This is a genomic window from Rhodopirellula bahusiensis, from assembly GCF_002727185.1.
In the GTDB taxonomy this organism is placed as follows: domain Bacteria; phylum Planctomycetota; class Planctomycetia; order Pirellulales; family Pirellulaceae; genus Rhodopirellula; species Rhodopirellula bahusiensis.
Genome location: NZ_NIZW01000029.1, coordinates 12,704 through 38,860, shown reverse-complemented (window position 1 = coordinate 38,860; position 26,157 = coordinate 12,704). Strand labels below are relative to the sequence as shown.

At 56.9% G+C, this 26,157-nt stretch carries 18 protein-coding genes; 8 read left to right on the top strand and 10 right to left on the bottom strand.

Going from position 1 to position 26,157, the window contains the following annotated elements; all coding sequences use genetic code 11:
* Positions 1 to 282: 282 nt before the first annotated feature.
* From CEE69_RS26685 to CEE69_RS26670, 4 genes are read right to left on the bottom strand one after another with little or no spacing between them, the layout of a single operon-like run.
* Positions 283 to 840 carry a hypothetical protein gene (locus CEE69_RS26685; protein ID WP_099263628.1) on the bottom strand — a complete coding sequence of 186 codons (558 nt, stop codon included), beginning with the start codon at positions 838 to 840 and terminating at the stop codon, positions 283 to 285.
* Positions 840 to 3,278: a type II secretion system protein GspD gene (locus CEE69_RS26680; protein ID WP_099263627.1), complete on the bottom strand. Its 2,439-nt coding sequence runs from the start codon at positions 3,276 to 3,278 to the stop codon at positions 840 to 842. Before CEE69_RS26680 ends, CEE69_RS26685 begins: the two co-directional genes overlap by 1 nt.
* A gap of 48 nt (positions 3,279 to 3,326) precedes the next feature.
* Positions 3,327 to 3,974, bottom strand: a complete 648-nt coding sequence (locus CEE69_RS26675) for a hypothetical protein (RefSeq protein ID WP_233215677.1) — start codon at positions 3,972 to 3,974, stop codon at positions 3,327 to 3,329.
* Positions 3,967 to 5,583 carry a type IV pilus biogenesis protein PilM gene (locus CEE69_RS26670; protein ID WP_099263626.1) on the bottom strand — a complete coding sequence of 539 codons (1,617 nt, stop codon included), beginning with the start codon at positions 5,581 to 5,583 and terminating at the stop codon, positions 3,967 to 3,969. Before CEE69_RS26670 ends, CEE69_RS26675 begins: the two co-directional genes overlap by 8 nt.
* A 230-nt stretch (positions 5,584 to 5,813) precedes the next feature.
* On the opposite strand from CEE69_RS26670, the gene CEE69_RS26660 reads away from it, so the two are divergent.
* From CEE69_RS26660 to CEE69_RS26635, 5 genes are all read left to right on the top strand, one after another.
* Entirely contained in the window at positions 5,814 to 7,379 is a 1,566-nt protein-coding gene (locus CEE69_RS26660; protein ID WP_233215675.1) for a hypothetical protein, read from the top strand.
* Between the two features lie 59 nt (positions 7,380 to 7,438).
* On the top strand, positions 7,439 to 8,155 hold the full coding sequence (locus tag CEE69_RS26655) for a zinc ribbon domain-containing protein (RefSeq protein WP_099263625.1): 717 nt from the start codon (positions 7,439 to 7,441) through the stop codon (positions 8,153 to 8,155).
* 171 nt (positions 8,156 to 8,326) lie between these two features.
* Positions 8,327 to 9,349 carry a putative zinc-binding metallopeptidase gene (locus CEE69_RS26650; RefSeq protein ID WP_099263624.1) on the top strand — a complete coding sequence of 341 codons (1,023 nt, stop codon included), beginning with the start codon at positions 8,327 to 8,329 and terminating at the stop codon, positions 9,347 to 9,349.
* Between the two features lie 339 nt (positions 9,350 to 9,688).
* Positions 9,689 to 10,714 carry a D-alanine--D-alanine ligase family protein gene (locus CEE69_RS26640; RefSeq protein ID WP_099263623.1) on the top strand — a complete coding sequence of 342 codons (1,026 nt, stop codon included), beginning with the start codon at positions 9,689 to 9,691 and terminating at the stop codon, positions 10,712 to 10,714.
* 152 nt (positions 10,715 to 10,866) lie between these two features.
* Positions 10,867 to 11,592, top strand: coding sequence for a hypothetical protein (locus CEE69_RS26635; protein ID WP_099263622.1), 726 nt, complete (start codon positions 10,867 to 10,869; stop codon positions 11,590 to 11,592).
* Between the two features lie 131 nt (positions 11,593 to 11,723).
* On the opposite strand, the gene CEE69_RS26630 is transcribed toward CEE69_RS26635, so the two are convergent.
* Both CEE69_RS26630 and acs read right to left on the bottom strand, forming a co-directional pair.
* A complete protein-coding gene (locus tag CEE69_RS26630; RefSeq protein WP_099263621.1) occupies positions 11,724 to 14,051 on the bottom strand; it encodes a serine/threonine protein kinase in 2,328 nt (775 codons plus the stop codon).
* A 68-nt stretch (positions 14,052 to 14,119) separates the two neighbouring features.
* Positions 14,120 to 16,135, bottom strand: coding sequence for an acetate--CoA ligase (gene acs / locus CEE69_RS26625; RefSeq protein ID WP_099263620.1), 2,016 nt, complete (start codon positions 16,133 to 16,135; stop codon positions 14,120 to 14,122).
* Between the two features lie 145 nt (positions 16,136 to 16,280).
* Between acs and asnS the strand changes: the two genes are divergently transcribed.
* Together asnS and gluQRS are read left to right on the top strand one after the other, a co-directional pair.
* Positions 16,281 to 17,681 carry an asparagine--tRNA ligase gene (asnS, locus tag CEE69_RS26620; protein WP_315852547.1) on the top strand — a complete coding sequence of 467 codons (1,401 nt, stop codon included), beginning with the start codon at positions 16,281 to 16,283 and terminating at the stop codon, positions 17,679 to 17,681.
* Positions 17,681 to 18,667 (top strand): tRNA glutamyl-Q(34) synthetase GluQRS, encoded by a 987-nt coding sequence (gene gluQRS, locus CEE69_RS26615; RefSeq protein WP_099263619.1) that lies wholly within the window; start codon positions 17,681 to 17,683, stop codon positions 18,665 to 18,667. The genes asnS and gluQRS overlap by 1 nt, the downstream gene beginning before the upstream one ends.
* A gap of 137 nt (positions 18,668 to 18,804) precedes the next feature.
* Here gluQRS and acuI read toward each other — a convergent pair whose 3' ends face one another.
* Positions 18,805 to 19,785 carry an acrylyl-CoA reductase (NADPH) gene (gene acuI / locus CEE69_RS26610; protein ID WP_099263618.1) on the bottom strand — a complete coding sequence of 327 codons (981 nt, stop codon included), beginning with the start codon at positions 19,783 to 19,785 and terminating at the stop codon, positions 18,805 to 18,807.
* A 242-nt stretch (positions 19,786 to 20,027) separates the two neighbouring features.
* On the opposite strand from acuI, the gene CEE69_RS26605 reads away from it, so the two are divergent.
* Positions 20,028 to 21,644 carry a DUF5060 domain-containing protein gene (locus CEE69_RS26605; RefSeq protein WP_099263617.1) on the top strand — a complete coding sequence of 539 codons (1,617 nt, stop codon included), beginning with the start codon at positions 20,028 to 20,030 and terminating at the stop codon, positions 21,642 to 21,644.
* A 6-nt stretch (positions 21,645 to 21,650) separates the two neighbouring features.
* Here the strand turns inward: CEE69_RS26605 and CEE69_RS26600 are convergent, their stop codons facing one another.
* The 3 genes from CEE69_RS26600 to CEE69_RS26585 all read right to left on the bottom strand — a co-directional run bounded on the left by CEE69_RS26600 (position 21,651) and on the right by CEE69_RS26585 (position 25,624).
* Positions 21,651 to 22,511, bottom strand: a complete 861-nt coding sequence (locus tag CEE69_RS26600) for an alpha/beta fold hydrolase (RefSeq protein WP_233215674.1) — start codon at positions 22,509 to 22,511, stop codon at positions 21,651 to 21,653.
* Between the two features lie 110 nt (positions 22,512 to 22,621).
* Positions 22,622 to 23,236, bottom strand: coding sequence for a TetR/AcrR family transcriptional regulator (locus CEE69_RS26595; protein ID WP_099263615.1), 615 nt, complete (start codon positions 23,234 to 23,236; stop codon positions 22,622 to 22,624).
* Between the two features lie 444 nt (positions 23,237 to 23,680).
* On the bottom strand, positions 23,681 to 25,624 hold the full coding sequence (locus CEE69_RS26585; protein WP_099263614.1) for an autotransporter family protein: 1,944 nt from the start codon (positions 25,622 to 25,624) through the stop codon (positions 23,681 to 23,683).
* Positions 25,625 to 26,157 lie beyond the last annotated feature (533 nt).

The following is a 26,157-nucleotide window of genomic DNA, read 5'->3' as shown; positions in this document are numbered from 1 at the left end:
ATAGCGGGCGGAGAAACGAACTGCCTCCAGGGCACCAGATATTTCATTTCCGTCGGGGTGATGCGAGCAGCCCCAAGATTGCTTGGCCGGTTCGCGCTGAAAAGGTTTGCAAAACGCAAGCCTATCAGATGGCCAGAACTGAAGAAACCGCTCTGGCCTCCACAGCCCAATTCCTCCCGAGGAATTCATGATGCAACGCCAAATAGATACGAAAAAACGGCCCGCATGATTTGGTTCATACGGGCCGCGATGGAACTGTCGACGATGCCTTGATGCGAAAGCTTATGGCGATTGGAACATGCTGGCTTCCCAGATGAAGCTTCCGTTTTTCAAACGAACACGTGGTGGGATGACCTCCAAGACCTCGGCGTCGCCAATCGTGTCCCCTTTGGAGACGAACTGGGTCTCCTCGCCGAACCGGATGATCGCCCGTGTCTTTCCCACGTCCGCGAATCCGAGCACCAAGTATTCGGAAGCCTTGGTCGGACGCGCGACGATGGACGGAGCAGACTGGTTGATGTGAAACGGGTCTTTGCGATCCGGAAAAGGTGGCTCAAAGGCTCTCGGGGATGCGACTGAGCCTAAAGTTGATTCGCCACCACCGATTCCAAGGTCCGACTGAGTGTTCCTGTCCTGCAACGCGACTCGCCGAATGGTGTTGATCGACTCGGGGTCCACGCCACAACCTGGCAACACGACGACCTTCGCGAACAACAGCACCAACAACGCCGCCCACTTCAAACGAGGCGATCTGGACTTGCCAGCAAGTCGCGACATGGTTTTCTTGTTGACCACCTGATGCGAAGACTCCGTCTCACTTGCAAAACGTTGCTCGGCCATCACGGTTGCTCCATCGGACGAACATGGACCGTTGGATAGCCTGCGAATTCATCTTTCGCACTTTCGTTGGGCACATCTGCACGCAGTGGCTCGTTGATCAGCGATCGAAACGACTCCACTTTCACGGGTGTCATCCTGGATGAAGCCGGTGCCACGATCATCGAGTCTCGTTGAAACCTCGCTTGGTTCCGAAGACTCGTCGGAGCAACCGTCGAACCGGAAGGTCTCGGGCTGGATAGTCGCCCCTGCATCATCTGCGATCCATGATTCAGCATCGGAACTGGCAACGAATCCGTCGAACCACTCGGAGTCGGGGACTCCAACATCACCGCATCGGAATCGAACAGAAAGGAATCCGAGATCACCTCTTCTGGTTCATACGTTGGCGTCAGTTGTCCTGTGACGACTGGTCCGGGATCGATCAATCCGGGATAGGACAGCTCCATGGGTGCCATGCCTTCACCACCCAACATTTGAAGATCGTAGGTCCCACCGTTGAGACGAGGTCGCGGATGGTGGTTGGGACAATTCAGATCATGACAGTAGGGTGTCTGCGGGCATACCGACGCGTACGGGATCGAGTCCAACTGGCGCGTCGCGACACACTGGGCTTGTCGAGATCGTTGGTTCCCATGGTCGTAAGGCGAAATGATCTCTGGCTTCAGAAACACGATCAGTTCGCTCTCACGCACCTGGGTGCTGTGGTTGCGAAACAGTTTGCCAATGTATTTCAGATCTCGCAGGTAAGGCACGCCGCTGACGTCTTCAATGATTCGCTTTTGTCGCAAACCACCCAACGTGAACATGTGACCGTTTGCAACCCGGACGGTGGTCTCTGCGGTCCGGCTGTCGATCACCGGATTGTTTTCGATCTCGCCAACCTGGACGCTGTATTCGGGCTGAACTTTCAACTCGATTGTGTTGTCGTTGCTGATCCGAGGTGTCACCTTCAGGATGATCCCGGCGTCTTTGAACTCAACCTGAGCGTAGACGACATTGCTCCCTTCCGCGGCGTTCGCGGCGATAATCGGGATTTGCTGAACAATCTTGATCGAGGCTTCACGTCGATCAATCGCGGTGATCGATGGGTCAGCCAGCAGCTTGGCTTCGTCGCTGCTATCCAAAGCGCTGAGCAAAAAGCTTGTGTCGAAGTTGTCCGTCAAAGTTCGGATGCCCATCGACGTGGCTCCGCCCGAACCGAGGGTTCCAAACGTGACCGCTTGTTCGATGTTGCCTGCGAAGTCAGCGAGTGCCGATTCGTCCGTGGTGTTCAAGCGAAAATCACGGCCCCAATTCACCCCGAGCTCTTCGAGTTCTGCCAACGTCACGTCGTAGATCAACGCGGTGATTCGAACCTGCGCGCGAGGCACATCGAGTTGCTTGAATGCTTGCGACGCCAATTGCAACTGAGCACGATTGCCTTTGACCATGATGCGGTTTTCAGCCTCATAGACCGCGACGATCGCGTCTTCACCGAGTGCCGCTTCCAACGACTCGCGCATCTCCGATGCTTCTGTGTATTGAGGCGTCAGGTAGATGAGCTCGGTCGCCATCGCATCGTAGACGTTTGGGGATGCCGAACGCTGCATCCCAGCTGACGATGAATCGCCCGAATCATTCAAGCGTTGCCCCGAAGCCTGCGGCGACATCGCGATCAGCATTTGCTGCACACGATCGATATTGGTCTTTTTGTCGACCACCAACATCGCTCCGCGACCGACCGGTTGAATCCGCCCGCGATCGGACAACAACAATTGCGCCGCCGCGATGGTTGCGGTCATTTCCGTTTCGTCGGCTGCTTGAAAACGCAGCGTACGCGATTCGAAGTCGGGATGCCCGATGCCCACTTCATCCAGCGGCAACACGACCAGACTATTTCCTGCCGCGATGTAGCCGTACCCGGATGATGTCAGGATCGCTGACAACACATCTCGAAGCGGTGCCTCTTTGAAGACTCCCGAGACGTTTCCCGTCACCTTCTCACCGGCGACGATGTTGATGTTCCAAAGATCCGACAGCAGAAACACCACCTCTTGCAGCGATGTCTTGCGAAACGTGATGCTGCCGCGTTGCGAAAGAACTTCATCAATGGCAAGTGGTGGCCCAGTCAACTGGACTTGGGTTTCGACAGCGGCCGCTGGTGACGCAACTTCGGTTGCCGGTAGCGAATTTGAAACCGCATCAGCGTTGACTTCAGCGGATGGGGCACCGGCGGCCACGCTTGGCGAAACGTTTGACTCAGCGGCAATGGCTTCAGATCCGCTCCAAGTCGTCGCGCACATCGCCAACGACAATCCCGCACCGATCGACGCAGAATGAATCAATGAAGCAATCGCACGTCGAACTTTCGAACGACATAGGGTCACCGGACTCGCGAGCAAATTGCTCGGAGTTGAAATGACGCGTGCTGCTTGTGACGCGGAGCCTTCCTTGGCCATGCGTTGATTCCTAAAGGTAAAAATTGTGCGACCCAACATTGCGTTGGATCACTTCAGCCGCGTTGATGCTTTCGCAGCGACCAGATCGTCCTTCTCGCGAACCGAACGCTGCAGCCCGTACAGCGTGATCCGCAACTCCAAACCAATCCACTTTCCATTCGTTCCGGCTGGTTCCAATCCCAGCGTCTCAACGGTCATCAGCCACTTCTGCCCGTTGATTTTCTCCGTCACTTCCATGATCGCATCCAACGTCCCGTCAGCGACCAGCGTCAACGAGTGCGAATGCAACTCGAAGTCTGATTCCATGTCCATCTCGGGCAACCGCCGACTGTGTGGATCATCATTGTCGATTGCCCAACGTCGACGTTGCCCGTCTTCAATTTCTAAACTTCGCAGTGTGGCACTGCTTTGCCGAACGATGCCGATCACAGTGTCACGAACCTGTTGAATTTTGTCCGGTGTGGTCGACCGTTCCAACAGTTTTTCGCGTTCTTCTTTCAACGTCGTTTCGATTCGTCGCAAACGCACATCGCGTGATTGCAGCGTGTCAAACTCTTCTTCGAGCTTTGACAGTTCTCTGTGTCCAGCACGAAGCTCGTTGTATTCATCGACCAGTGGTTTTCCGATCACTATCAACACAAGGAAACTTCCAGCGGCGACGATCACCCGGATTAGCCGGTCGTTCGGTTTATTCATGGGATCGAGCCTCTCCCGGTTGATCCGCCGAGCGGTCAGTACGCATTCCCAACCGAATCTGGAACACCAATCCATCGTCGTCGGCGCTGGCATTGGTCCCCAGCAACGCGACTTGATTGATCTCTGGCACACGACGGACATAGCTGATCACGTCGTAGATGTCGTTCTCCTGAGCCGTCCAGCCTTCCAAGTGAATATGCCGTTCAGAATCCAACACCATCGAACGCAAACGCGTTTGTGCGGGCAAGCACTGCGCCATCTGAGTGACGATCTGATTCACGTGCGGCGAAAACGTCTTCGATTCGATGGTTTGTAAGTGAGTGACAAACTCTCGCATTTCTTGCACACCCGACATTCGCACTTGGGTTTGCCGCATTTGCGTTTCAACAAAATCGCGTTGCTGACTCTGCCGGTCTGATCGCGAGCGTTCATTGGCGACCAACGCGAATCCCGACATCAGCAAAACCATGGCTGCAGCGACGGGCCAATACGTACTCGCTATGCGACGAACCAGTGACTTGCCTCGATCACGCCGAATCTCTTGAAGCAAATCCGTTTTCGGTAACTCAGGGTTGGTGATCAGAGGCAGCACCGCTGCCATCACCGCGACGGTGTCGGTCTCCGCAACAGGAACTTCACAGACGGTGGCATCTTCATCTGCGCCAGAGTCAACTTTGTTCCGCTCGATCTTCCAAGCAGCCGTTGTCAGATCGATCGCTGAAACCGACAACTTCGAATCATTGGCGAACCGCCGAACGACGGGCGTGACTTTGTCGACACCGCCACCGACGAATAACTGATCCAGACGGTGATCCGACATCCCGCGGTGACGCTGGCAGAAACGCTGCAATCGTTCGAGGTGATGATCAATCGCGTCTGCGAACTCACTGCCATCACGAGCCGCGGCCGGTCGGTAGTCCAACAGCAAACGACCTTGGAACGAGATTCCAACTTCCCACGATCGACCAAATGAATCGGCAATCAAAACGGGAGCGTGGTTGTCCAACCCCAACCATCCGACCAATCGCGACAAACTGACGAGCGAAGGCTCCACCCATGCGATCTCGACATCGCACATCCGAAAGACTTCGTACAAGTTTTGCAAACGCACGCGGTTGCCAACCGCCGTCAACGCATGCTCCATGCCCGGCCCGATCGTTTCCCTCGTGTGGCCAGTGACTTTGCCGCCCGGTCCCAACTGCAAGTAACGAGGAATGCGTCCCGCCAAGGCAGCGAGATCGCGGTCGACGTCTTCCACCGTCCCCACCGAAATTCGCGTGACGCAAAAGTCACCACTGAGCGAAACGGCGACGGGCGAATCACCAATTTGATGGCGCTGCTTCAACTTGGCCAGAGCTTCCACCATCTCGGTCCATCGGCCGCTATTGATCCAACCACCTGGATCGGAACAGCGAACCTGATCGACGATCATCTCATCAGCGGGTTCGTTCAATTGAACCGCGTCGGCTGACTTGCTGGCGATCACCAGCATCAAACGATCGTCTTCAATTCGCAACGCAACACTGCGGTCGACCATCGGCGCGTAAGCCGAGCGACCGATTGCCCACCGAGGGGAACGTTCGTTCATTTTGGTTGCAGAGCGATTCATATGCTCGTGCCAACGACATTCTTGCTGTCTCAACTGAGCTCAAAACCCCGCCAAGTGGAAAGATTCCACCCACCTTCGGTTGGCCGCCTAGGTCTTGGCGGCAATACCAGACGGAACGACGGCGCGGCGTTGGCAAAGTGTTACGATAACAACAATCATTTCAATTGCTCTGCGTCGGTCACCCCATCCACGGCTGAGCCTTCCACGACCTGTAATCAGGCGGGCCCCAAATGCTCTCTTCTCTTCTCAGCGGCCCTTCGACTCGCTGTGCTTCGGATGCCTCTGACCGGTCGCCCATTGACGTTATCGGAATATTGCTGGCGGCGATGACGCTCAGTTTGATGACCGCACCTTCCGCCAGTGCGCAGAACGGATCGTTCCTCGAAAGCTTGTTTCGGTCCATTGCTGAAAAAAAGCTGGAGGAAGAACGGTCCAAACGCGAAACCGATCGTGGCGGTCGGCCTCCCGCGTCCCCGGCACGTCCCGGTGATTTTCCCGCTGGACCACTTGGCCCCGCTGTACCAGCCAATCGCCCGCCGAGCAGTCGCCCGCCAACACGGCCTGACCGACCTCGCGAGGACCCTCGCAACAACGGCCCCCAAACGATCCGCACCAATTCGCGAGAGGTTCGTCAGTTCGCTGAGCTGCTGATTCAAATGGATCGCGAATTGGCGGCCCTGAAAGACGCCCTGCAAACCTTGTCACGACGCGATGCAGGCGTGCGTGCGTTGCTTCCCGAGACCTACCAAGTTCAGGCACTCACTCGAACGGTGCTGCATCAATGCGACGGTGCCAATTCGCTTTCGCGGCTGCGCGATCCCTATCGCAGTTTGGACCAACGTTGGCGAGAGCTTTCCTTCCAGGTTCGTTCGCTGCCCGATCGATCTGATCAACTGCGAGCGATCGTGGCCAGCTGTGACCAATCTGGTCGCAAAATTTCGCGACTGATGAAGATCGAACCTCAATTTGATCGCCATGAATTGCACGATCAAATGATCATCGCGGCGACGTACATGCAAGCGTTATTGGACGACGTCGAAACCGCTCGTATTTCGTCCGACCAAGCCCATGACCTGGTGCACCGAGGTCGCTTGCTACGAGAAGCGATCTTGGAAGAAGCCAACCGAGTCGAGTCGATTCAGTACGACGAGATCGTCAGCCGCTTCACCGATTTTGTTGCTCGCTGGCAAGACTACGCAAACGAATTGGTTTCCTTGCGTGACCCGGTTCTGGATCGCCGAATCGCCCGAATCGCTCAGTGTGGCGACCAAACTTATGCGTTGTTGTGGATGCCTCCGCCGCCTCGCCCGACGCCGCTTCCCGGTCCAGGCTATCCGTCGCCCGGATACCCGGGTTATCCCGGCGCGGGCTATCCCGGCCCCGGTTTCCCAGGCGGTGGCTCCAACCAAGGCGAATTGTCGCCTCGGACACGTCAAGCTTTGATGTCGGAAGCCGCTTCGCTGGAAGGATCGGCCGAGTACTTCCGAGCCGACCTCAAACGCTACGCCCGCTACCTGACGCCGGATTCTTACGAGCGAGACGTTCTTCGCGGGACCGATCGTTTGTACGAGGTTGCAAAGAAACTGCACGAAGACTTGGACCGACGTCAGCCTCTGGATCGATTGCAACGCACGGCGGCGGAGTTGGCCGAGATCTGGGAAGACCTCGCGGACGAAATCGGTCACATTGATTCGCATGGGCTGACCGGGCATCGAGCTGACTCGATCCAGCAACGCTTTGAGCAGATGCTGCCGATGGTCGGCTCACTTTCCGCGGCGTTGTTGCCAACCCGCTGAGCAACGTCCGATTCATTCGCTCCGTTCTGATTTCCGCCCAACCCCAGACTGACTCGCCCATGAGCCACCGTTCCGTCCGCTGCCCGCAGTGCAAAACGACCGCCAACCTTCCCGCGTCGGTGGTGACCGCTCGATGCCCATCGTGCGGCCAGGTGTTCAGCGTCGAATCAGCTCAAATCGCCGCGGCACCACAATCCGCGGCTGCGAAGCCGACGAAGAAAACGTCGTCCTCGTCGAGTGGTGACATCAACGTACCGCTCATTGCCGGAGTGATGGGCGGGGTCGTCTTCATCGCCTTGATTGGCATTTTGGCGATGACGTTCATGCCTGAATCGAACCCGTCGGCAACGTCAAACGGCGATTCAGCGTCATCGGGCGAGGCACCGGCGGAAAGTGACCAACCCGTTTTGGTCGTGCTCAGCGAAGAGGAACTCGCAGCACTGCCGATCGCGAACGTCCCCGAAGACAAACGCAAAAGCATCTACGATCAAATTCGCGACTCGGCCCGGACAACGATTGAGGCTCCCTTGTTGGTCCCGGATGGAAACGCGGTGCGTTCCACCATGGAGAAAAGCCAACAAGCGATTCACGACAATTCGATGCGTCAGTTGGCCGCCTTGCACGATATTTCGCTCGATGACATTGCGTTGATCACCGCCGAAGGGGACGCGAAAAACTGGGACCCCAGCCCGCGAAGTCACGCGCGACGCAATGGAGAGCGACTCTATCCCGAAGAACGCAGTCGCGGCTGGAAGGGCAAGAGCAAAGGCAACTGACAAAGTTGCACGCCCGTGTTTCACGAGTTCGCTTTCAATCGTCTTTGAACTCGCATCTGCAAGGACCGTGAATACACTGAGCGGGGATTGACTGAACGTCATCAGGAAAACGTCTCGGCGGAACGTTCCTGAGTGGCCACTCCCTCAACGGATTCTTAGCACCACGGATTGATGGCCAAACGCAAACCGGATCTCGATTCTCTCTCGGACGAGCAATTGCTCGATCTGCGAATCTGTGACTTGGGGGTCACGATCGCTAATTCACCGCTGAAGAGACGCATCGAGCAACTCACCGCCGAGCTTGCCGACCGCGATCTTCGATTCACTCCCCACTGTTGGTTAAGTGAGGATTGGTTTTCACCCGATGAAATCCCTGGGATCGCCATTCCGTTTTATTTGGCGCATCCCCGACTGATGCGACTGGAACGAAAGCAGTTGCTCGAGGTCGAAGGTGGCACACACGAGTGGTGCATGAAGATCTTGCGGCACGAAGCCGGGCATGCGATCGACACCGCGTTCCGGTTGCGACGCAAGGCAATCTACCGCAACACATTCGGCAAAACCTCGCTGCCTTACCCAGAATACTATCAACCCAAACCATCCAGTCGCGATTACGTTTTGCACCTGGACATGTGGTACGCTCAAGTCCACCCGCTTGAGGATTTCGCGGAAACGTTCGCGGTTTGGTTGCGACCCGGTTCACGCTGGCGAACTCGCTACAAAGATTGGCCAGCGATCGAAAAGTTGAAGATGGTGAACGAACTCATGACGTCGCTTCAGGGCAAAAAGCCAAGCGTGCAATGCCGAGCGACCTTGGATCCACTCAGTCGCATTCGCAGGACACTGCGAACGCACTACGAGCGTAAACGCCAGCACTACGGATTGGATCTGCCCAGCGTCTACGACAACGATTTGCGTCGTTTGTTTTCTTCCGAAGACGCTCACCGCCGCAACGTCACCGCGGCCGCGTTTCTGAGCCGCATTCGCACGGAACTTCGCGGATCAGTCGCGAAGTGGACCGGTGAATACGCTTACACGATCGATCAAGTTATTCAGGAAATGATCGAACGTTGCCGGGAATTGCAACTTCGCCTTGGTGCATCCCCGGAAGAAACCAAACGCGATGCCATGATCTTGGTCGCCGTCCGCACGACGAACTTCCTGCACGAAGGAGGCCACCGTGCAGCGGTTTAAAGCGAGCGAATCCAGCTCCCCTCGACCCTTCGAGGTCGTGCAGTTTTTAAGTGCCGCTTTTCGGCAGATTTACACACGGCGTACCTCTCCCGAAACGAAGTTTGGGGAGAGGTCGAGCGACGCCGTTCAGGCGTACGCGAGGGTGAGGGCCGAGCATGGGAAACGACGCTCACTCCCCTCCCCGGAATTCTCGCTGAACGCTCGCATTCCGACCCTCCCCAACTCCGTTCAGGAGGGTGACTTCAACCTTGCGAGCACGGCACTTCAAAACTGCACGACCTCCTTCCAAGGGGAGGGTGAAGTAAAACGGCACGACCTCTTCGCCGCAGGAGCTCAGTCATGAGCAAGCTGCGCGTGCTGGTGTTGGTCCGCGAAGGCAACGTTCCTCCTGATTCGCTGGATGGTTTCACCGACAAAGAATCCGATCCCTGGAAGGCCGAATACGACGTGTGCGAGACCCTCCGTGGACTCGGTCACGAGGTGCTGCCGCTGGGAATTTTTGACGACTTGGCACCCATTCGTGCCGCTCTGCAAAACTTCCAGCCCGACATCACCTACATGTTGCTGGAAGAGTTCTACGGCGTGGTCACCTACGACTTCGCCGTGATCAGCTACCTCGAGCTGATGCAGCAACCTTACAGCGGTTGCAACCCACGTGGATTGATGCTCAGCAAAGACAAAGCCTTGTCGAAAAAGCTGCTGATGTATCACCGCATCCCGACGCCACGTTTCGCCGTGTTCCCAAACGGTCGCGCGGTGCGTCGACCGAAGAAGCTGGAATTCCCGCTGTTCGTGAAATCGACGATCGAGGACGCTTCCTTCGGGATCGCTCAAGCCTCGATCGTGCACACCGATGAAACTCTCGCCGAACGAGTCACGTTCCTGCATGAGAAAACTGGCGGCGACGTGATCGTCGAGCAATACATCGAGGGCCGCGAATTGTATGTCGGCGTGATGGGAAACACACGGCTGGTCACGTTCCCAGCCTGGGAAATGGACTTTGGCAAAATGCCCGACGAGTCTGCTCGAATCGCCACCAGTCGCGTGAAGTGGGACCGCAAATACCAAGAGAAACACGACATCACCTGCCACGCGGCCGAAGGTTTGACGGAACTGCAGCAAAAACACATCGGCAAGCTTTGCAAACGCGTTTACCGGGCTCTCCACATGAGCGGCTACGCTCGCATGGACTTGCGGATGACACCCTCGGGTGAGGTCTACGTGATCGAAGCCAACGCGAACCCCAACATCGAATACGGGGAAGACTTCGCTGAGTCCGCCGAGGCCGCGGGCATCCCGTATGAATCGCTGATCCAACGAATCCTCAATCTTGGTCTCAGCTACCGAGCCGCCTGGATGGGGTGAGCTGCCCCGGCGGTTCTTTCCAATCTTGCCTAACCAGACTCTGGTTTGTGACGATGAATTCCGGTGTGATTTATTCCGATGGGAACCATTGGATGGATCGGTCACCGCCAATGCACGTCGCCAGACGAGCCAGCTAGGAAGGATCTCAGGCAATGCCTCTGAAGAAGCTCTGGAATTCTCTGCGTGGAGTCACTTCCCAACCGAAGGTGACTTCCGAGCCGACTCCTGCGGTCACCGCGCCGGAAGCTGCTGCCCCGAAACCGGCGGAACGCAAAAGGTCAGCGAGCAAGCCCGCTGCCAAAGCAAAAACCGCTGCCGCCAAACCGGTTGCCGCTCCAGTCGCGCAGCCCGCCGCGCCCGCTCCGGTTGCAAAGGCGAAACCAGCCAGTCCGTCGCGAGGCGTGCTGTCGATGCTGTCGCGTGGCGAGCACGATGGCTTGGTGAAACAGCTGACCAAATTGCAACCATCAAGCGTTTTGGAAATCGGCGTTGGCGACGGTTCACGAACTCCGGCCGTGGTGCATGCTTTGGCCGCAGCCAACCCGGCGCTCAAGTACGCCGTGATCGATCAGTTTGAGATGGTCGGCGGAACCGTCAAACTTCGCGACTTCCACGGGCAATTGGCGGGGCTGGCGATTCGCCCCTCGATCATCCCGGAAACCGCCGCTCGCGGTGTGGTCACGGTTCTGCATCGCCTGGGTATGATGGATGCAATCATCCTCGATCCATCGCTCGATGCCGAAACGTTGGCGGAGCTCGACACCGTGCTGAGCAAGGTCTCGTATGCCGACACGATGATCCTGCGTCAAACCAACGGCAAATGGCAATCCACTGCGTCGAACTCGACAACGCTTCGCGCCACTCGCCGAGCCGCCTGATCGGCTCCGGCCCAGTCGCTACAAGCACTTGTTCCCCGTACGATGGACTTCCAAGTCCGTCGACGTGATTCCAAAGCGGCAACAAACGCTTTGGCAGCGAACGCTGACGCATCGTCTTCGCCACCAACCGATCATCGCGTCAACGCAGCGTCGTCAACGGTTGGATTCTTGGTTTGCCCCGGCTGCGTTCTCGCCGCCTGATCGAATTCGTTGGCCCACCATTCGACCGACCTCGCCTGAGTCCATCGGCCGGCTTCTGGCAGAGACTCGAGCGCCGCGGTGCATTCCGCCACGGATTTGAATCGCTTCGACGCGGAACGATCCAGGCACCGCATCAAAATGTCCTGCAGGTCTCCGGGCAATCGACGTTGCAACCGATCCTCAGGACGCGGTGGGTTTTGCTCGAGCTGTTTCAAACACAGATCGATCACCGAATCACCTTCAAAGATCGGACGTCCGGTCAGCAACGCGTAGCCGACCGATCCGATCGAATAAATGTCCGCGCGAGGCGACGCGGCGGACGGATCGCGAATTGTTTCGGGGGCCATGTAGAGCGGCGTGCCGGTCATCGAATCCGCATGGGTCACGCCTTCCTGCAGCGTCAAATTCGAATCGCCACCGATGTCTTTGACCAATCCAAAGTCCAGCACTTTGATGTGGTCCCAAAGCCCACCGTGGGCGCTCACTAAAATGTTCGCCGGCTTGATGTCGCGATGAATCAAACCGGTACTGTGAGCCTCTGAGATCGAACCGCAAATCTGCAATAAAAAGTGAACAGTCCGCTCGGGAGTTTGAGGCCCGTAGTAATCGATCAACTGTTGAAGCGAGACCCCATCAATGTATTCCATCACGTAGTAAAACGTTTCTTCGGGATCGACTTCGTCACCGATTCGCGAATTGCCAATTTGGGATTCGCCCGTTGCCGCACTGCACTGACCAAAGTCGTAAATCGCGATCGTGTTCGGGTGACGCAGCGTCGACGTCAACTGAACTTCGCGATGGAACCGAGCCACCGATCGCGTCGACAAACGCTCGCCCTCGAGCACCTTGATCGCGACGTCGCGTCGCAGATACTCGTGCCTTCCGCGGTAAACCGATCCCATGCCTCCCACGCCCAGCAATTCGAGAATCCGATACTGACCGATCCGTCGACCATCACCGTCTTCTTCCGCCAGACGCTGTTTGCGAAGGGCACGGTGTCTCGAATATGCGATCAGCGCCAAGGCGATGCTTGATAACGTGACAACGCCGGCGAGTGTCAGAATCAAAACTCGTCGTAGGATGGTTGCTGGCTCATAAGCCTCCGCCACGTCGATCTCAGTCGCGACCGCCATGTCAAATTCAGGCAACCACTTCCAAGCCCCCACGACCATCGCACCCCGGTAGTTCCGGTAGCCTTCCAATTCCATTCCATCGGCACGCCGGGTCGCTTGATCGGCCATCCGAGTCAAAGGCAACGCTTGGGATGGAGTCGCAATCGCCTCGTGAGCCAAAATATCCGATCCCGGATCTCGCACCTCGTAGTTCAGCACACTGTTGTCCGGGAATCCTTTCTCGGCCAACTGGACTTGGAAACGGCTGGTCGACAACATCCGTCCGCGACCGTCGATCGCGTAGGACTCGTCCGTTGCACCCGACCGTGTGATTTCCAACAGATCACTGAAACGATCGTCCGCTTCCATCACCCATCCAAACGCACCAAAGCATTGGTTTCGGTCCATCAGCGGCGACATCGAGACCATGATCGCAGTTTGATTCTCCCAACCCGGCAAACGTTGTGGCATCGCCAGCGTCGAGTTCCCGCCAATCAATCGTTCGTGATTGACCTTCGAATACTCGACCCTCAATCCGATCATCGACTCGAGACTGCTCGCCAAGACGACGCCATCGCGATCCATGATCAGCCACGGAACGGTTCCGATCAGTTGCGGAATGGTCGACAACAAATTCTGCCGAATCGACTCGCGTTCGTACGGGGTTGGCTGGTCGTCGTTGCGTAGCAATTGCAAACTGAGTTGGCGAACGTTTTCGTCCTGAGCGTAACGTTCCGATTCCCCCTGCAAATCGGAGAACATCATCTCCAGGGAATGCACGTTGGCCGCCAAAACGGACTGCAACGAGTGAGCGACCAGGTTCTCGGTCGCACGCTGAATCGCGGAAGCCAAAATGGACCCAGCCAGACAGGCGATCACCAAAATCACCAGGGCGGAAATCCCAGTCGCGACCCGCCGTCGAGTGAACCAGGGGGCCGGCTGCATCGAAGTCCGCAAACTGGTATCTGAGATTTCGCCGGCATTCGCCTGAGCACCAACCGCGGAGATCGCAGATGAAAACGGCCCGCCGTTCCCGAGAGTTTCCGAAGAGTTCGTTCCGTCGGCCAAACGACCGTCCACGGACCGACTGATCGACGACCCGCCGATCGAATTCAGCCTGTCAGGACGTTTCGGGTCACCGGGCATGGAGCATGCATCGGTTCACGCGGGAACCGATTTTGAAGTTCAAAGGAGTAGGTCAGGGCCCCACCACTCTAGTCTTCCTCTTGCAATTTCGCGAGCGAGGAAAGGTCTTCCAGCGTCGATGTGTCACCCACCAATTCGCGTCCCGCGGCAACATCTCGCAGCAAACGCCGCATGATTTTGCCGCTGCGCGTCTTGGGCAGTGCGGCGGTGAAGCGGATGTCGTCGGGCTGAGCCAACGCACCGATTTCCTTTCGCACGTGTAGTTTCAGCTCCTTGCGGAATTCATCGTCGTGACCGCGGTCGTTGGAAGTGACAAATGCCGCGATGGCTTGCCCTTTGCAATCATCCGGACGTCCCACCACGGCGGCTTCGCAAACATCGGGGTGAGAAACCAAGGCGGATTCCACCTCGATCGTGCTCAACCGGTGCCCGGACACATTGATCACATCATCGATGCGTCCCATGATCCAGTAGTACCCGTCGGTGTCGCAGCGAGCGTTGTCGCCGGTCAGGTACTTGTTCGGAACGTCCGACCAATACTGCTCAACGAATCGCTCTTCGTCGCCGTAGATCCCACGCAACATTCCGGGCCATGGTTGCGAGATGCAAAGCTTTCCGCCGTGCTCGCTGTCCACCGAATTGCCGAGTTCATCGACGATGCTCGGCACAACTCCTGGCAACGGCCGCGTGCAAGATCCTGGTTTGGTTGGCGTGATCCCCGGCAGCGGGCTCATCATGATGCCGCCCGTTTCGGTTTGCCACCACGTGTCAACGATCGGGCATTTCTCAGCACCGATCTTTTTGTGGTACCACATCCAAGCTTCTGGGTTGATGCCTTCGCCGACGCTGCCCAGCAATCGCAAGCTCGACAAATCGTGCTTGTCGACATGTTCGTCGCCCCATTTGATGAAGGCTCGAACAGCGGTTGGTGCGGTGTAAAGAATGTTGACCTTGTGACGCTCAACGATGTCCCAGAACCGATCTTCCGCGGGAAAGTTCGGCGCGCCTTCGTACATCAAACAAGTCGCCCCGGCGGACAACGGCCCGTACACAATGTAACTGTGACCGGTGATCCATCCGCAATCTGCCGTGCACCAATACACGTCGTCTTCGCGGTGGTCGAACACCCACTGAAAAGTTCGCTTGGCCCACAAGTTGTAACCCGCCGTGGTGTGCAGGATGCCCTTGGGTTTTCCGGTGCTGCCTGACGTGTAAAGGATGAACAGAGGCGTTTCGCTATCGAGCGGCTTCGCTGCCATCTCACCCGGCTGGCTGTCCACGACGTCGTGCCACCAAACGTCTCGACCTTCTTGCATCGGCACTTCTTCACCGGTGCGTCGAAGCACCAAGCAGTGCTCAACGGTCGACGAATTTTCGAGTGCTTCGTTGACCGTTTCTTTGAGTGGCAAAATCTTGCCGCGACGGTACAGCCCATCCGATGTGATCATCAGTTTGGCGGAAGCGTCATTGTTTCGTTCCGCGATGGAAGCGGCACTGAACCCAGCAAAGATGACCGAGTGAACGGCACCGATGCGAGCACACGCCAACATCGCGATGGCCAGCTCCGGAGTCATCGGCATGTAGATGCTGACCACGTCGCCAACACCAATGCCCAACTGAGTCAGCCCCTCGGCGCACTTGGCAACTTCGGTTTGCAATTCAGCAAAGGTGAGCGTGCGTTGATCGCGAGGCTTTCCGTCCTCAACGGGTTCCCCTTCCCAAATGATCGCCGTCCGATCGCCGCGTCCCGCTGCCACGTGGGCGTCGACGCAGTTGTAGCTGGCGTTGGTCTTGCCACCGACGAACCATTTCGCGTGTGGTGGCTGCCAATCGCAAACCGTGTCAAACGGTTCGAACCAATGCAAATGTTCCAGTGCTTCGGCTCGCCAAAATTCATCCGGATTTTCGCGAGCGGCGGTGGCCAGCTTTTCGTACTGTTCCTCCGTCGAGATCACCGCTTTTGCAGTGAACTCGGCCGACGGGTGAAACAAACGGTCTTCCACCAAAACGTGATCGATCGATCCCGACGCATTTGAGGATTCGGGTTGGTTGGAACTGGATTCAGACGCGGACGCGGTGGGCATGGGTCAGGATGGGGGCAATCGAGGAGCGGGGAGGGAAACACGTCAGCCCTTAGCTTAATGGGAATCGCTTCCGTTGTGGTGGAGGCGATCCAGAACCAATTCGCTACGATACACAGTTCATCCTTTTGCCTCCCTTCAACGCTCGATGATTGCTCCCATGGACTGGACCACGATTGACGCCTGCCGCACCAGCACTGAGTTGCCTCGCCCAGTCGAAATTCGCGGGTGGATTCGAACACGACGTGACAGCAAAGGCGGCTTCAGCTTCTTGGAAGTCAACGACGGCACTTCGCTGGGCAACCTGCAAGTCGTCGCCCCGGCCGAGCTGGAAAACTATGCCGAAGAAATTCAAAAATTGACGGCCGGATGCAGCGTCGTCGTCCAAGGCGAACTAGTCGAGTCCCCCGCCAAAGGCCAGGCCACTGAACTGCACGCCAACTCCGTTCGCGTCATCGGCAGGTGCGATGGAGAAACCTACCCGCTGCAAAAGAAACGGCACTCGTTCGAAAAACTTCGCGAATGGTCGCACCTGCGAGCCCGAACCAACACCCTCGGCGCGGTGATGCGAGTTCGCAACCGGATCAGCCAATCGATCCACCGCTTCTTCGACGACGAAGGCTTCAACTACCTGCACACGCCGATCATCACAGCCAGCGACTGCGAAGGCGCCGGCGAAATGTTCCGCGTCACGACACTGAACCTGGAAAAACTGGCTGGTTCGAATCGCCCCTTCGACACCAAACAGGATTTCTTTCAAAAGCCAACCCATCTGACGGTCAGCGGGCAATTGGAAGCGGAAACCTACGCGACGGCGTTGTCTCGCGTGTACACCTTTGGCCCCACCTTCCGCGCCGAAAACAGCAACACGTCGCGGCACCTGGCCGAATTCTGGATGGTCGAACCCGAAGCCGCCTTCTACGACCTCCACGACAACATGCAATTGGCGGAAAGATTCCTCAAACGAGTCTTCTCGGATTGCCTCTCGCATTGCGGCGAAGACATGGAGTTCTTCAACGAGCGCATCGAAAAAGGAAAAATCGACCAACTCAAATCGGTGATCGAAAAACCATTCGAACACATGACCTACACCGATGCGGTCGAGCGTTTGCTTGCTTGCGATGAAAAGTTCGAGTACCCGGTCGAGTGGGGCACGGACCTCCAAGCCGAACACGAACGGTATTTGACCAGCGTCGTCGGGGGCCCAGTCATCCTGACGGACTACCCGTCCTCGATCAAACCGTTCTACATGCGAGTCAGCGACGATGGCAAAACCGTCGCCGCGATGGACGTTTTGGTTCCCGGTGTCGGCGAAATCATCGGTGGTTCGCAACGTGAAGAACGTCTTGATGTGCTGCAACGCCGCATGGCCGAAGGCGGCTTGGACGAATCGGAATACTGGTGGTACGTCGACCTGCGTCGCTACGGCACCGTGCCCCACGCGGGATTCGGCTTGGGATTGGAACGAGCCGTCCAGTACGTCACCGGCATGGCCAATATTCGCGACGTGATCCCGTTCCCACGCACGCCGGGCAACGCCGAATTTTGATGTCCAGTGCCGTTTGCCGATTGGCACCTTCGCCAACGGGAGCCCAGCACCTCGGCAACGCGAGAACATTCCTGATCGCGTACTGGAGTGCTCGCTCCCAAAACGCGCGTTTGATTCTGCGGATCGAAGACATCGATTCGCCACGCATCAAACCGTGGGCCACCGAACAAGCCATCACGGACCTGAGATGGCTCGGCATGGATTGGGACGGCGACCCGATCATCCAAACCGAACGCTCGCCGCTGTACGACCAAGCCCGCGAACAATTGCTCCGCGCCGGTCGCGTCTACCCATGCAGTTGCACGCGTCGCGACATCGAAGCCGCCGCATCAGCCCCGCATGAAAGCACCGCCTCGGGATGGACGCCCGATGCACCGGTCTATCCCGGCACCTGTGCGGGCTGGAAAAACGGCGACCCGTTGCCGGAAGACAAACCGTTCTGTTTTCGCTTTCGAATGCAAGCGACGCCCGATGGTTTTTTTGATCGAGTCCACGGCGAAGTCACTTGCGATCCCATTCGAGACATCGGCGATTTTCCCATCACGAGAAAAGCCGAAACAGCCGCAGACTGCTTGGCGGCGTATCAACTCGCGGTCGTCATCGATGACATCGACGCGGGAGTCACGGAAGTCGTCCGCGGCGACGACTTGATCCTCAGCACTTTTCGGCAACTTCAACTCTACGAAGCATTGGGGCATTCCCCACCCAGCCACGCACACGTGCCGCTGGTCACCGGCACCGACGGTCGCCGGCTCGCCAAACGTCACGGCGACACACGCCTGTCACATTTTCGCGAACAAGGCATGACGCCTGAAACGATCGTCCGCTGGGCCGCGAAAACATCGGGACTTTGCCCCGATTCGGATGACTCGCTGAAAGACATGACGCTCGATCAAATCCACCAAAAACTGATCGGTCAATTCGACTGGGTTCGCATCCATCGCCAACCAACCATCGTCGATGACTTCGGGTCCTCCGAGGCCTGAACCTCCAACAAGCCGACCAGCTTGCGGCTGATTCTGTCATGACCAACGGCACAACAATCAGCCGCACGGCGTTAGCCGCGGTTCTCTCTTGCACGTAACCGCGGCTAACGCCGTGCGGCTAATATTTTCGCGGCCAACTAACTTTGAACCGCCACCACCACACGTCCGCGGTGATCGCTCTGGCCCCAATTTTTCGCGGTCTCAATCACGTCGTCGAGTTGGATCTCGTTGGTCATGGTTTCCAATTTCGCCAGGTCCAAATCTTCCACCAAACGCTGCCAAGCTTCCGAGCGTCGAGGTTGCTTGCACTGGACACTGTCGATGCCGACCAACGTCACGCCTCGCAGAATGAATGGAGCCACCGTCGCGGGAAATTCCATGCCACCGGCCAACCCACACGCCGTCACGATGCCGTCGTACTTCGTCGATGCACAGATGTTCGCCAGCGTGTGACTGCCGACGACATCCACCGCGCCCGCCCAACGTTCTTTGCCCAGCGGTTTGCCGGGCTGCGAAAACTCGGACCGTGGCAGCACTTCGCTCGCACCAAGTTCTTTCAAGTAGTCCGCCGCTTCTGGACGCCCTGAAACCGCCGCGACTTCATACCCCAGTTTCGACAGCAACCCAATCGCGACGCTGCCAACACCCCCGCCAGCACCGGTCACCAAGATCGGCCCTTGGTCGGGCGTGACACCGCCACGTTCCAATGCCATCACGCACAGCATCGCGGTGAAGCCAGCCGTCCCGATCGCCATCGATTGACGCATCGTCAATCCTTCTGGAAGCGGCACCAACCAATCGCCCGGCACACGAGCCAGTTCGGCGTACCCGCCCCAGTGGGCTTCGCCAATTCCGTAGCCCGTCACCAAAACCTCTTGGCCGACTTGATAGCGATCGACGTCGCTGGATTCGACGACGCCAGCCAAATCGATTCCGGGCACCATGGGGTACGAACGAATCACCGGCATCTTTCCTGTGATCGCCAACACGTCTTTGTAGTTGAAGCTGGACCAGTGCACTCGCACGGTCACATTGCCCTCGGGCAATTGTTGCTCCTCAATGTCTTGCAACGTCGCGCTGATATCCTTGTCGTTCTTCGTGACCAAGACGCCTCGCATGGGTGTGTTCCTGTGGTTGTGGGGGAGATGATCACAAACTCTACCAATGCAGATTCTCCCTCGACATCCGCCGATCCCCCACCCGGCACGATCCATAGAGTCCTTGCGCAATCCGATCGCGTCTCACCCTGGAAATCACGGCGTTTCTGGTTTTCTTCTGTCCGCTCGAATAGAAGCCGCCCACCGGCTGGAATACGATGCCTCGTCTCGCTTCCCCACCCCATCTTCCCCAGATGAATCCCATGCGTTTGCCAGCTTTCGCACTCCACCTGCTTCTCGCCAGTTGCGTCGTGATCGGCCATTCCTTCGTTCATGCCGACGAAGCGTCTCCCCAAACACCGAGGCAGTGGGAGGTCACCGAGCTTCGTTTCCAAGTCGACACGCTGGCAGACAATCCCGTCGACACACCGTTCTCAGCAACCTTCTCAAACGAAGTCGGCCAAACACTGAAAGTCCCCGGCTTCTACGACGGCGACCAAACCTATTGCATCCGCTTCACGCCGTCCGCAGCAGGCAAGTGGACCTACCAAACGGCTTCACCCAACACCGAGCTCAACGCTCAAACCGGCACGCTGAATGTAGCCGCCTCAGCCGACGAACGTCGTGGCGGAATCGAGCTCGATCCGGACAACGACCGCCAGTTCCAATTTCAAAACAGAAACCGCTATTACCCGATCGCGTTTGAATGCGATTGGCTGTTTGCACTCGACGCTGAAAACGCGGGCGACATCCCCAAGACGCGGCAGTTCGTCGACACGCTGGCCGAAAACGGATTCAACCAAGTCGTCCTGAACGTGTTTGCTTACGACGTCAAATGGGCCAAGGACGATCGTCTGGATTCCAAGTACGAATACGGCAGCCCCAACGTCTATCCGTTTGCGGGCGACAACGAATCACCTGATCATTCGAAGCTCAACATCGAGTACTTCCAACGACTCGACCGAGTGATCGAATACCTCGATCAAAAGGGCATCGCCGCTCACCTGATGGTCTACGTCTGGAACAAACGTGTGAACTGGCCAGAAGCCAACTCCGAGGCCGACAACCGCTATTTCGATTACGTCGTCCGCCGCTACCAAGCCTATCCCAACCTGATTTGGGACATCTCCAAAGAAGCTCTCGGATACGGGCACAACGACGTCAACTACATCCACGGACGGATCGAACGCCTGCGTGAGTTGGATGCCTACCAACGTTTGATCACCGTGCATGACTACGGCTACTGCCGACGCTTCGCCGACAAAATTGATTTTGTCTCCGTTCAGCTTTGGCAATCCGAGCTCTACCACGTGATGCGAGAAGTCTGCAAAAACATCCCTGGCAAACCGATCCTCAACATCGAACACGGCGGCTACGAAAAAGGCCCCTACGTCGTCTTCAACGGCAACTACACATCACCGGAAGTCTGCCTCGAACGAGCCTACCAGTGCGTCTTCGCAGGCACGTTCCCTACTCATTACTGGCAAGGCGCCGCGTGGAACGTCATCGTTCCCGACATCACCCAACTCGAACCCGAAGATCGCCCGCGATTGGACTACTACCGCCACCTGCAAACTCTGGTCGAAAAGTACGACCTTGGCAATTTGATCGCCGGTGACAAACGCAGCAACGCTGGCTTCTGCCTCCACAACGACAACGGGCAAATTCTCTATTACGTCCCCAAAGAAAATGACTTCTTGGGACTGCGACTGCCCAGCGAAGTCCGCGGGCAAACGATGAACTTGACCTGGTTCAATCCCTTCGACGGCACGTCCAGCGAAACGACCCAGCAGAAGATCGAACAATGGCCGGCGGTGAAAGTCCCTGGCGGAGATGGTTTCCGAATCTTGATCCTGAACCATCCCGTTGCCAGCGATTGAATCACCCTACACGGCCACAGGAACCCGTTGCAGGAACTCGAGCGTCGCACTGGCGAACTCTTCCGGGTTGTCTTGCGGAACCCAGTGCGAGCAGTCCTTCATCGGATGCAGTTCCGCGTGAGGCATGTCCTTCACCAACTGCTCCGCCGTGCTGATCGGCTGCCATTTGTCGTCTTCGCCCCACAGCAGCAGCGTCGGTTGCTGCATCTGGCCCAGACGACTGGTCAGTGGAGTGGTGTGGTTCGTGTTCAAACTCGCCGCGTTGCGAACCAGACTCACGATTCCATCACGTTCTTGGTAGGGCGTCACGATGCCTTCCTTGAACTCTTCGGTGAGTCGTTCCGAACGAGTCAAACCGAACTGGAAGCTCTCGACCAACTTCTCGGTCATCTCTTCCGGTTTCATCTTCGCGTTGCGAGGGTGCCCCATCGCGAGCATCTCATCCACAGGCCAACTGTCGTAGGCGACGCTGTTGGACAACACCATCGATCGCACCAGTTCGGGCTTTCGGTCGGCCAAGATCAATGCGACGCCACCACCGATGTCGTGAGCAACGAAGTGGGCACTTTCGACGTCCAAGTGTTCCAGGAAACGCTCGAGGAAGTCAGCCTGAAATTCAATCGAACGATCAAACTGGTCGCGGCGATCGGAGTACCCATAACCAATCATGTCCGGCGCGATGACTCGGTAATGCTGAGCCAGCGTGTCAATCACATCGTGGAACAAAAACGACCAGGTTGGGATGCCATGCAACAACAGGATGGGCTCGCCCTCGCCCACGTCGGTGTAAGCGACGTCCAGCGGTTCATGGATCACGCCATCGAGCGAGATGGTTTGTTGACGTTTTCGAAATTCTTGAATATTCATCGGAGTCTCCATCAAAAGGGAAATGCACATCGTTTTTGAACGCGTGTTCAAAACCAAAATGCACAGCGATGATTCAAGTCCGCCATGCGTTCGATCCATTCACTGTCGCATCAGCGACTGCGAATCAATTCCGCCAGCGTCACCAGCGTTTGCTTCGCGGCTGCTGCATCGCCACTGACGCGAGCCTGCAACAACGCCCCATCGCCCAACGCGACGGTGAGCCGAGCCAACGATTTCGCGGATGGTTTGGTCGCGATCGCACCTGTTTTCATCGCTTGTTGATAAGTCTTGGCAAACTCGTTCACCAAACGTTGGGTCGAGTTTGCCATCCGATCCGCGATGGCCGCATTTTTCGGGCCAATCTCACCGCCCGTGTTGACCAACAAGCATCCGCGATGGTCGGGTGCCTTTGCATCGGCTTCCCATCGAGCCAACACTTTCGCGATTCGGTCCAATGGTTCGCCTTCGCCGCGAAGCAACTCGATCACTTCATTAACGCGGTGATCGATGTAGCACTGAATGGCTTTTTCAAAGATAGCCGCCTTGTCACCGAACGCGTTCACCAAACTTTGGCGGCCTTCACCGGTCGCGGCTTCCAATTCGCGAAAGCTGGTTTGGTTGTACCCGAGCCGCCAGAACACATCGACGATCGCGAGCAAAGTCTCGTCGCGATCAAAGTTCCGAGGCCGCCCGATCCGTCGCGGTGATTCGTTTTCAACAGACATGGAACGGGGAGACCAAGAATTCGGCGTTGGTTGAAGTAAGCGATCAGCTTAAACGATCTTACCCCAATCTCCGCGAACCTCCGCTCCTCCGCCACTCCGCGTTTCAAGATTCGCGTCAATCAACCACGCCCCGTCGCAATTGATCGGCCATCAAAAATCCCAACCAACTCTTCGGAAAGACGGCAATGTTTGCCTCCAGGCGGCTGGCCCGAATCGTCATCCACGAATGGTCACGTAATGACTACATTCCAAACTAGCGGGCAACTTTAAACGCGGAGATACGGAGGAGCGGAGCTTCGCGGAGAGAGGTCAGCGATCAACTCGGTTTGCCTCCTCCGTATCGGTTGACGATGCGATGTAGACCGTCCATCAACTTTGCTTCGTGAAAATTGATCAGCAGTCCAGTGCCATCGGAAGGTGCCAGCCACCTGCCCAAGTCACCGCTCACCAAATCCAGCGAGTTCCGACCATGCCACTTTGGAACGTCGAGTCGCTATTCAGGTTGCCTTGGTAAGCCAGCGTGAACTGACCGCCCAGCACAAACCCCCAATCAAGCTGAGCCCCCAGCGACAACCAATCGCGGCCCGTGTCCGCACTTTGCGCCAAAAAGTCGACAGGAGCGACAGCCTGAACTGCATTGATTCCCGACTGCTGGTCATCCAGGAACTCATGCAGCCAACCAAATCGCAGCTGCGTGGTCGCGGGCCCGAGCCCGGTTTGATTCGTTCCCGCCAAAGAGACCCCCACCATGCTTCGCAATGACTCGCCGTCCACGTCGCTGGCAGTCAACCTGAAATCAGAATCTCCCGATTCCGTTTCGCCATCCAAGTCCGCTTGCACACCCTGCAACGAAACAAACGACAACCACAACCAATCCTCACTTCGGTGAACGGTGCCCAACTCCACCGAGGCGAATTGGGCGGTACCATCCGACTCACTGGTTGCGGTGGTTCCAGGTTGCAAAACTGACATGGAACGATCAATCGAATGCTCTTGTATGCCAAACCCTCCCGAGCCAAACCCGTATAAATAGTCGCCGACATATTGCACGGTTCCGCCGAAGCGATACGAATCCGTGTCCGCACCTTGACCAAGCGAATTCATCTCCGTGTCGCAAGCGCCCAACTGTGCAAAGCCATGCACCCCAAGACCGGAAGCGGCCAGATATCCTGTCCCCAGTTCGATCCCGCCGACCGTTCGGCGATAGCCTTCCGCCATACAAGCGTCGCCGCCGGTGTCCAACGTCATGCCATAGCCACGAACCCAGGGTGACCAATGACCGCTCGTGCCGAGATCCGTTTGCTGCAACAGCACTCGATCGCGAATCCCGTTCATACTGTTGTGAACTTCGTTGATCTCCGCGTCCACCAGAGATGGATAGATCGCACCTGCCAACTGTCCCACCGCTTGGTTGATTTCTAACGTTGAACTGTTCCGCAAACTGCTGATCGCGTTCATTTGAGGCACGGTCCCCGCGGTCCTCAATCGATCGATCTCGGTGACCGCCCCCATTTGCCCGCAACCCTGAAGGACCGTCGTGAAGGATTCGCCGTTGTCTTGAATCAACAACTGCAGGTCGTTTGGATTGGAGTTGATGATGGCTTCCAAGAATGGATTCGAAGACAGCTGAAACACATCGGCAGAATTGGCCAGCGTTCCCGTTAAACCAGTCCCCGCAGTGAACACGGTGAAGGTATCTCCGATCGAATAGTTGGAGCCCATGAAGTTGGGCCTCAGCGTCGCGTCGGTCACCGTCCCGTTCCCGCTGACTTGAACCAGATCGTTTGGAGATCCGGCACCGTTCACATCAACCTGAATGGTCGCATCACTCGCATCCAGATCTCCATCGATGATCAGCTCACCGATGCTGCCCGCGGCACTGCTGTCACCTGGAGCGATGGTCCCTGCTGCCTGCACGTTGGCAGTGATTTGTTCATCGTTGCCAATCAATGTGGCTGCCGTGGAAAGTTCAATGTCAACGACAAGTCCACCACCGGAATTCATGACCTGCAACTCACCCAAATCGATGATGCCTCCTGTCACAGAGAGAGGTGCCCTTCCTTGGCGATCAATAATGACGGCCGCCACGTTCTGATTTGCGAATGAGAGGTTGTCGGTGATTTCCGGTAGATCAGACGCCAAGTTGATTGTGCCACCTCCGGCAATGTTGAAAACAATCCGGTCACCCGCTTCGGCATTGGCGATCGCCTGACGGAGCGACCCGTCTCCGTTGTCGTCTGTGTTCACGACCTCAATGTCTGCGGATTGGACGGCCAAAGGCGTGGCGAATGTCAAACAACCTGCGACCAACCCCCGAATGATGTTTCGTCGTAAGCGACGCGAACGGGATGAAAGACTGACATGGGTCGAACGGTTCATTTTGAGCATTCCAGTGATTCCTATCGTAGGGGTCACACGCTTCATCGGCATCATTTTGATTTCGCCGACAACAAGACCCGCTCAACATGAGCGTGGCTGCGGAGTGGTGGCAGTCCCTCCCAAACAACCCGCAAACTCAACGTCAACTACGCAAGCGGACACAGAAGCATTGAAACGCGGAGTGACGGAGGAGCGGAGCTTCGCGGAGAGAGGTGAGCGTCAACTTGGCTTGGGCCCGCGTATCGGTTGACAACATTGGCTATCGCTCAATTTCGCTTTGCAAACATTAATGAGCAGGCAACATCAAAATTCATCAAAAGCAGATGAGACCAAGTCGGAAATGAACTTCGATCGCTGCACCAACGATTGCATCAGTCACTTGATTCGGTTCCATCTCAATTTCCACCAGCTCGAAACGTTCCTACCCCAACTCCGCGAAGCTCCGCTCCTCCGTTTCTCCGCGTTTCAATAGACGCGTCGATCAACAACACAACGTTCCAATTGATCGGCCGTAAAAAATCCCAACACGCCCTTCGGAAAGA

What these genes read in the sequence shown, in the direction of transcription:
- CEE69_RS26685 (WP_099263628.1), bottom strand. Translation starts at nt 840, where the DNA reads ATGGCCGAGCAACGTTTTGCAAGTGAGACGGAGTCTTCGCATCAGGTG.
- CEE69_RS26680 (WP_099263627.1), bottom strand. Translation starts at nt 3,278, where the DNA reads ATGGCCAAGGAAGGCTCCGCGTCACAAGCAGCACGCGTCATTTCAACT.
- CEE69_RS26675 (WP_233215677.1), bottom strand. Translation starts at nt 3,974, where the DNA reads ATGAATAAACCGAACGACCGGCTAATCCGGGTGATCGTCGCCGCTGGA.
- CEE69_RS26670 (WP_099263626.1), bottom strand. Translation starts at nt 5,583, where the DNA reads ATGAATCGCTCTGCAACCAAAATGAACGAACGTTCCCCTCGGTGGGCA.
- CEE69_RS26660 (WP_233215675.1), top strand. Translation starts at nt 5,814, where the DNA reads ATGCTCTCTTCTCTTCTCAGCGGCCCTTCGACTCGCTGTGCTTCGGAT.
- CEE69_RS26655 (WP_099263625.1), top strand. Translation starts at nt 7,439, where the DNA reads ATGAGCCACCGTTCCGTCCGCTGCCCGCAGTGCAAAACGACCGCCAAC.
- CEE69_RS26650 (WP_099263624.1), top strand. Translation starts at nt 8,327, where the DNA reads ATGGCCAAACGCAAACCGGATCTCGATTCTCTCTCGGACGAGCAATTG.
- CEE69_RS26640 (WP_099263623.1), top strand. Translation starts at nt 9,689, where the DNA reads ATGAGCAAGCTGCGCGTGCTGGTGTTGGTCCGCGAAGGCAACGTTCCT.
- CEE69_RS26635 (WP_099263622.1), top strand. Translation starts at nt 10,867, where the DNA reads ATGCCTCTGAAGAAGCTCTGGAATTCTCTGCGTGGAGTCACTTCCCAA.
- CEE69_RS26630 (WP_099263621.1), bottom strand. Translation starts at nt 14,051, where the DNA reads ATGCCCGGTGACCCGAAACGTCCTGACAGGCTGAATTCGATCGGCGGG.
- acs (WP_099263620.1), bottom strand. Translation starts at nt 16,135, where the DNA reads ATGCCCACCGCGTCCGCGTCTGAATCCAGTTCCAACCAACCCGAATCC.
- asnS (WP_315852547.1), top strand. Translation starts at nt 16,281, where the DNA reads ATGATTGCTCCCATGGACTGGACCACGATTGACGCCTGCCGCACCAGC.
- gluQRS (WP_099263619.1), top strand. Translation starts at nt 17,681, where the DNA reads ATGTCCAGTGCCGTTTGCCGATTGGCACCTTCGCCAACGGGAGCCCAG.
- acuI (WP_099263618.1), bottom strand. Translation starts at nt 19,785, where the DNA reads ATGCGAGGCGTCTTGGTCACGAAGAACGACAAGGATATCAGCGCGACG.
- CEE69_RS26605 (WP_099263617.1), top strand. Translation starts at nt 20,028, where the DNA reads ATGCGTTTGCCAGCTTTCGCACTCCACCTGCTTCTCGCCAGTTGCGTC.
- CEE69_RS26600 (WP_233215674.1), bottom strand. Translation starts at nt 22,511, where the DNA reads ATGAATATTCAAGAATTTCGAAAACGTCAACAAACCATCTCGCTCGAT.
- CEE69_RS26595 (WP_099263615.1), bottom strand. Translation starts at nt 23,236, where the DNA reads ATGTCTGTTGAAAACGAATCACCGCGACGGATCGGGCGGCCTCGGAAC.
- CEE69_RS26585 (WP_099263614.1), bottom strand. Translation starts at nt 25,624, where the DNA reads ATGCTCAAAATGAACCGTTCGACCCATGTCAGTCTTTCATCCCGTTCG.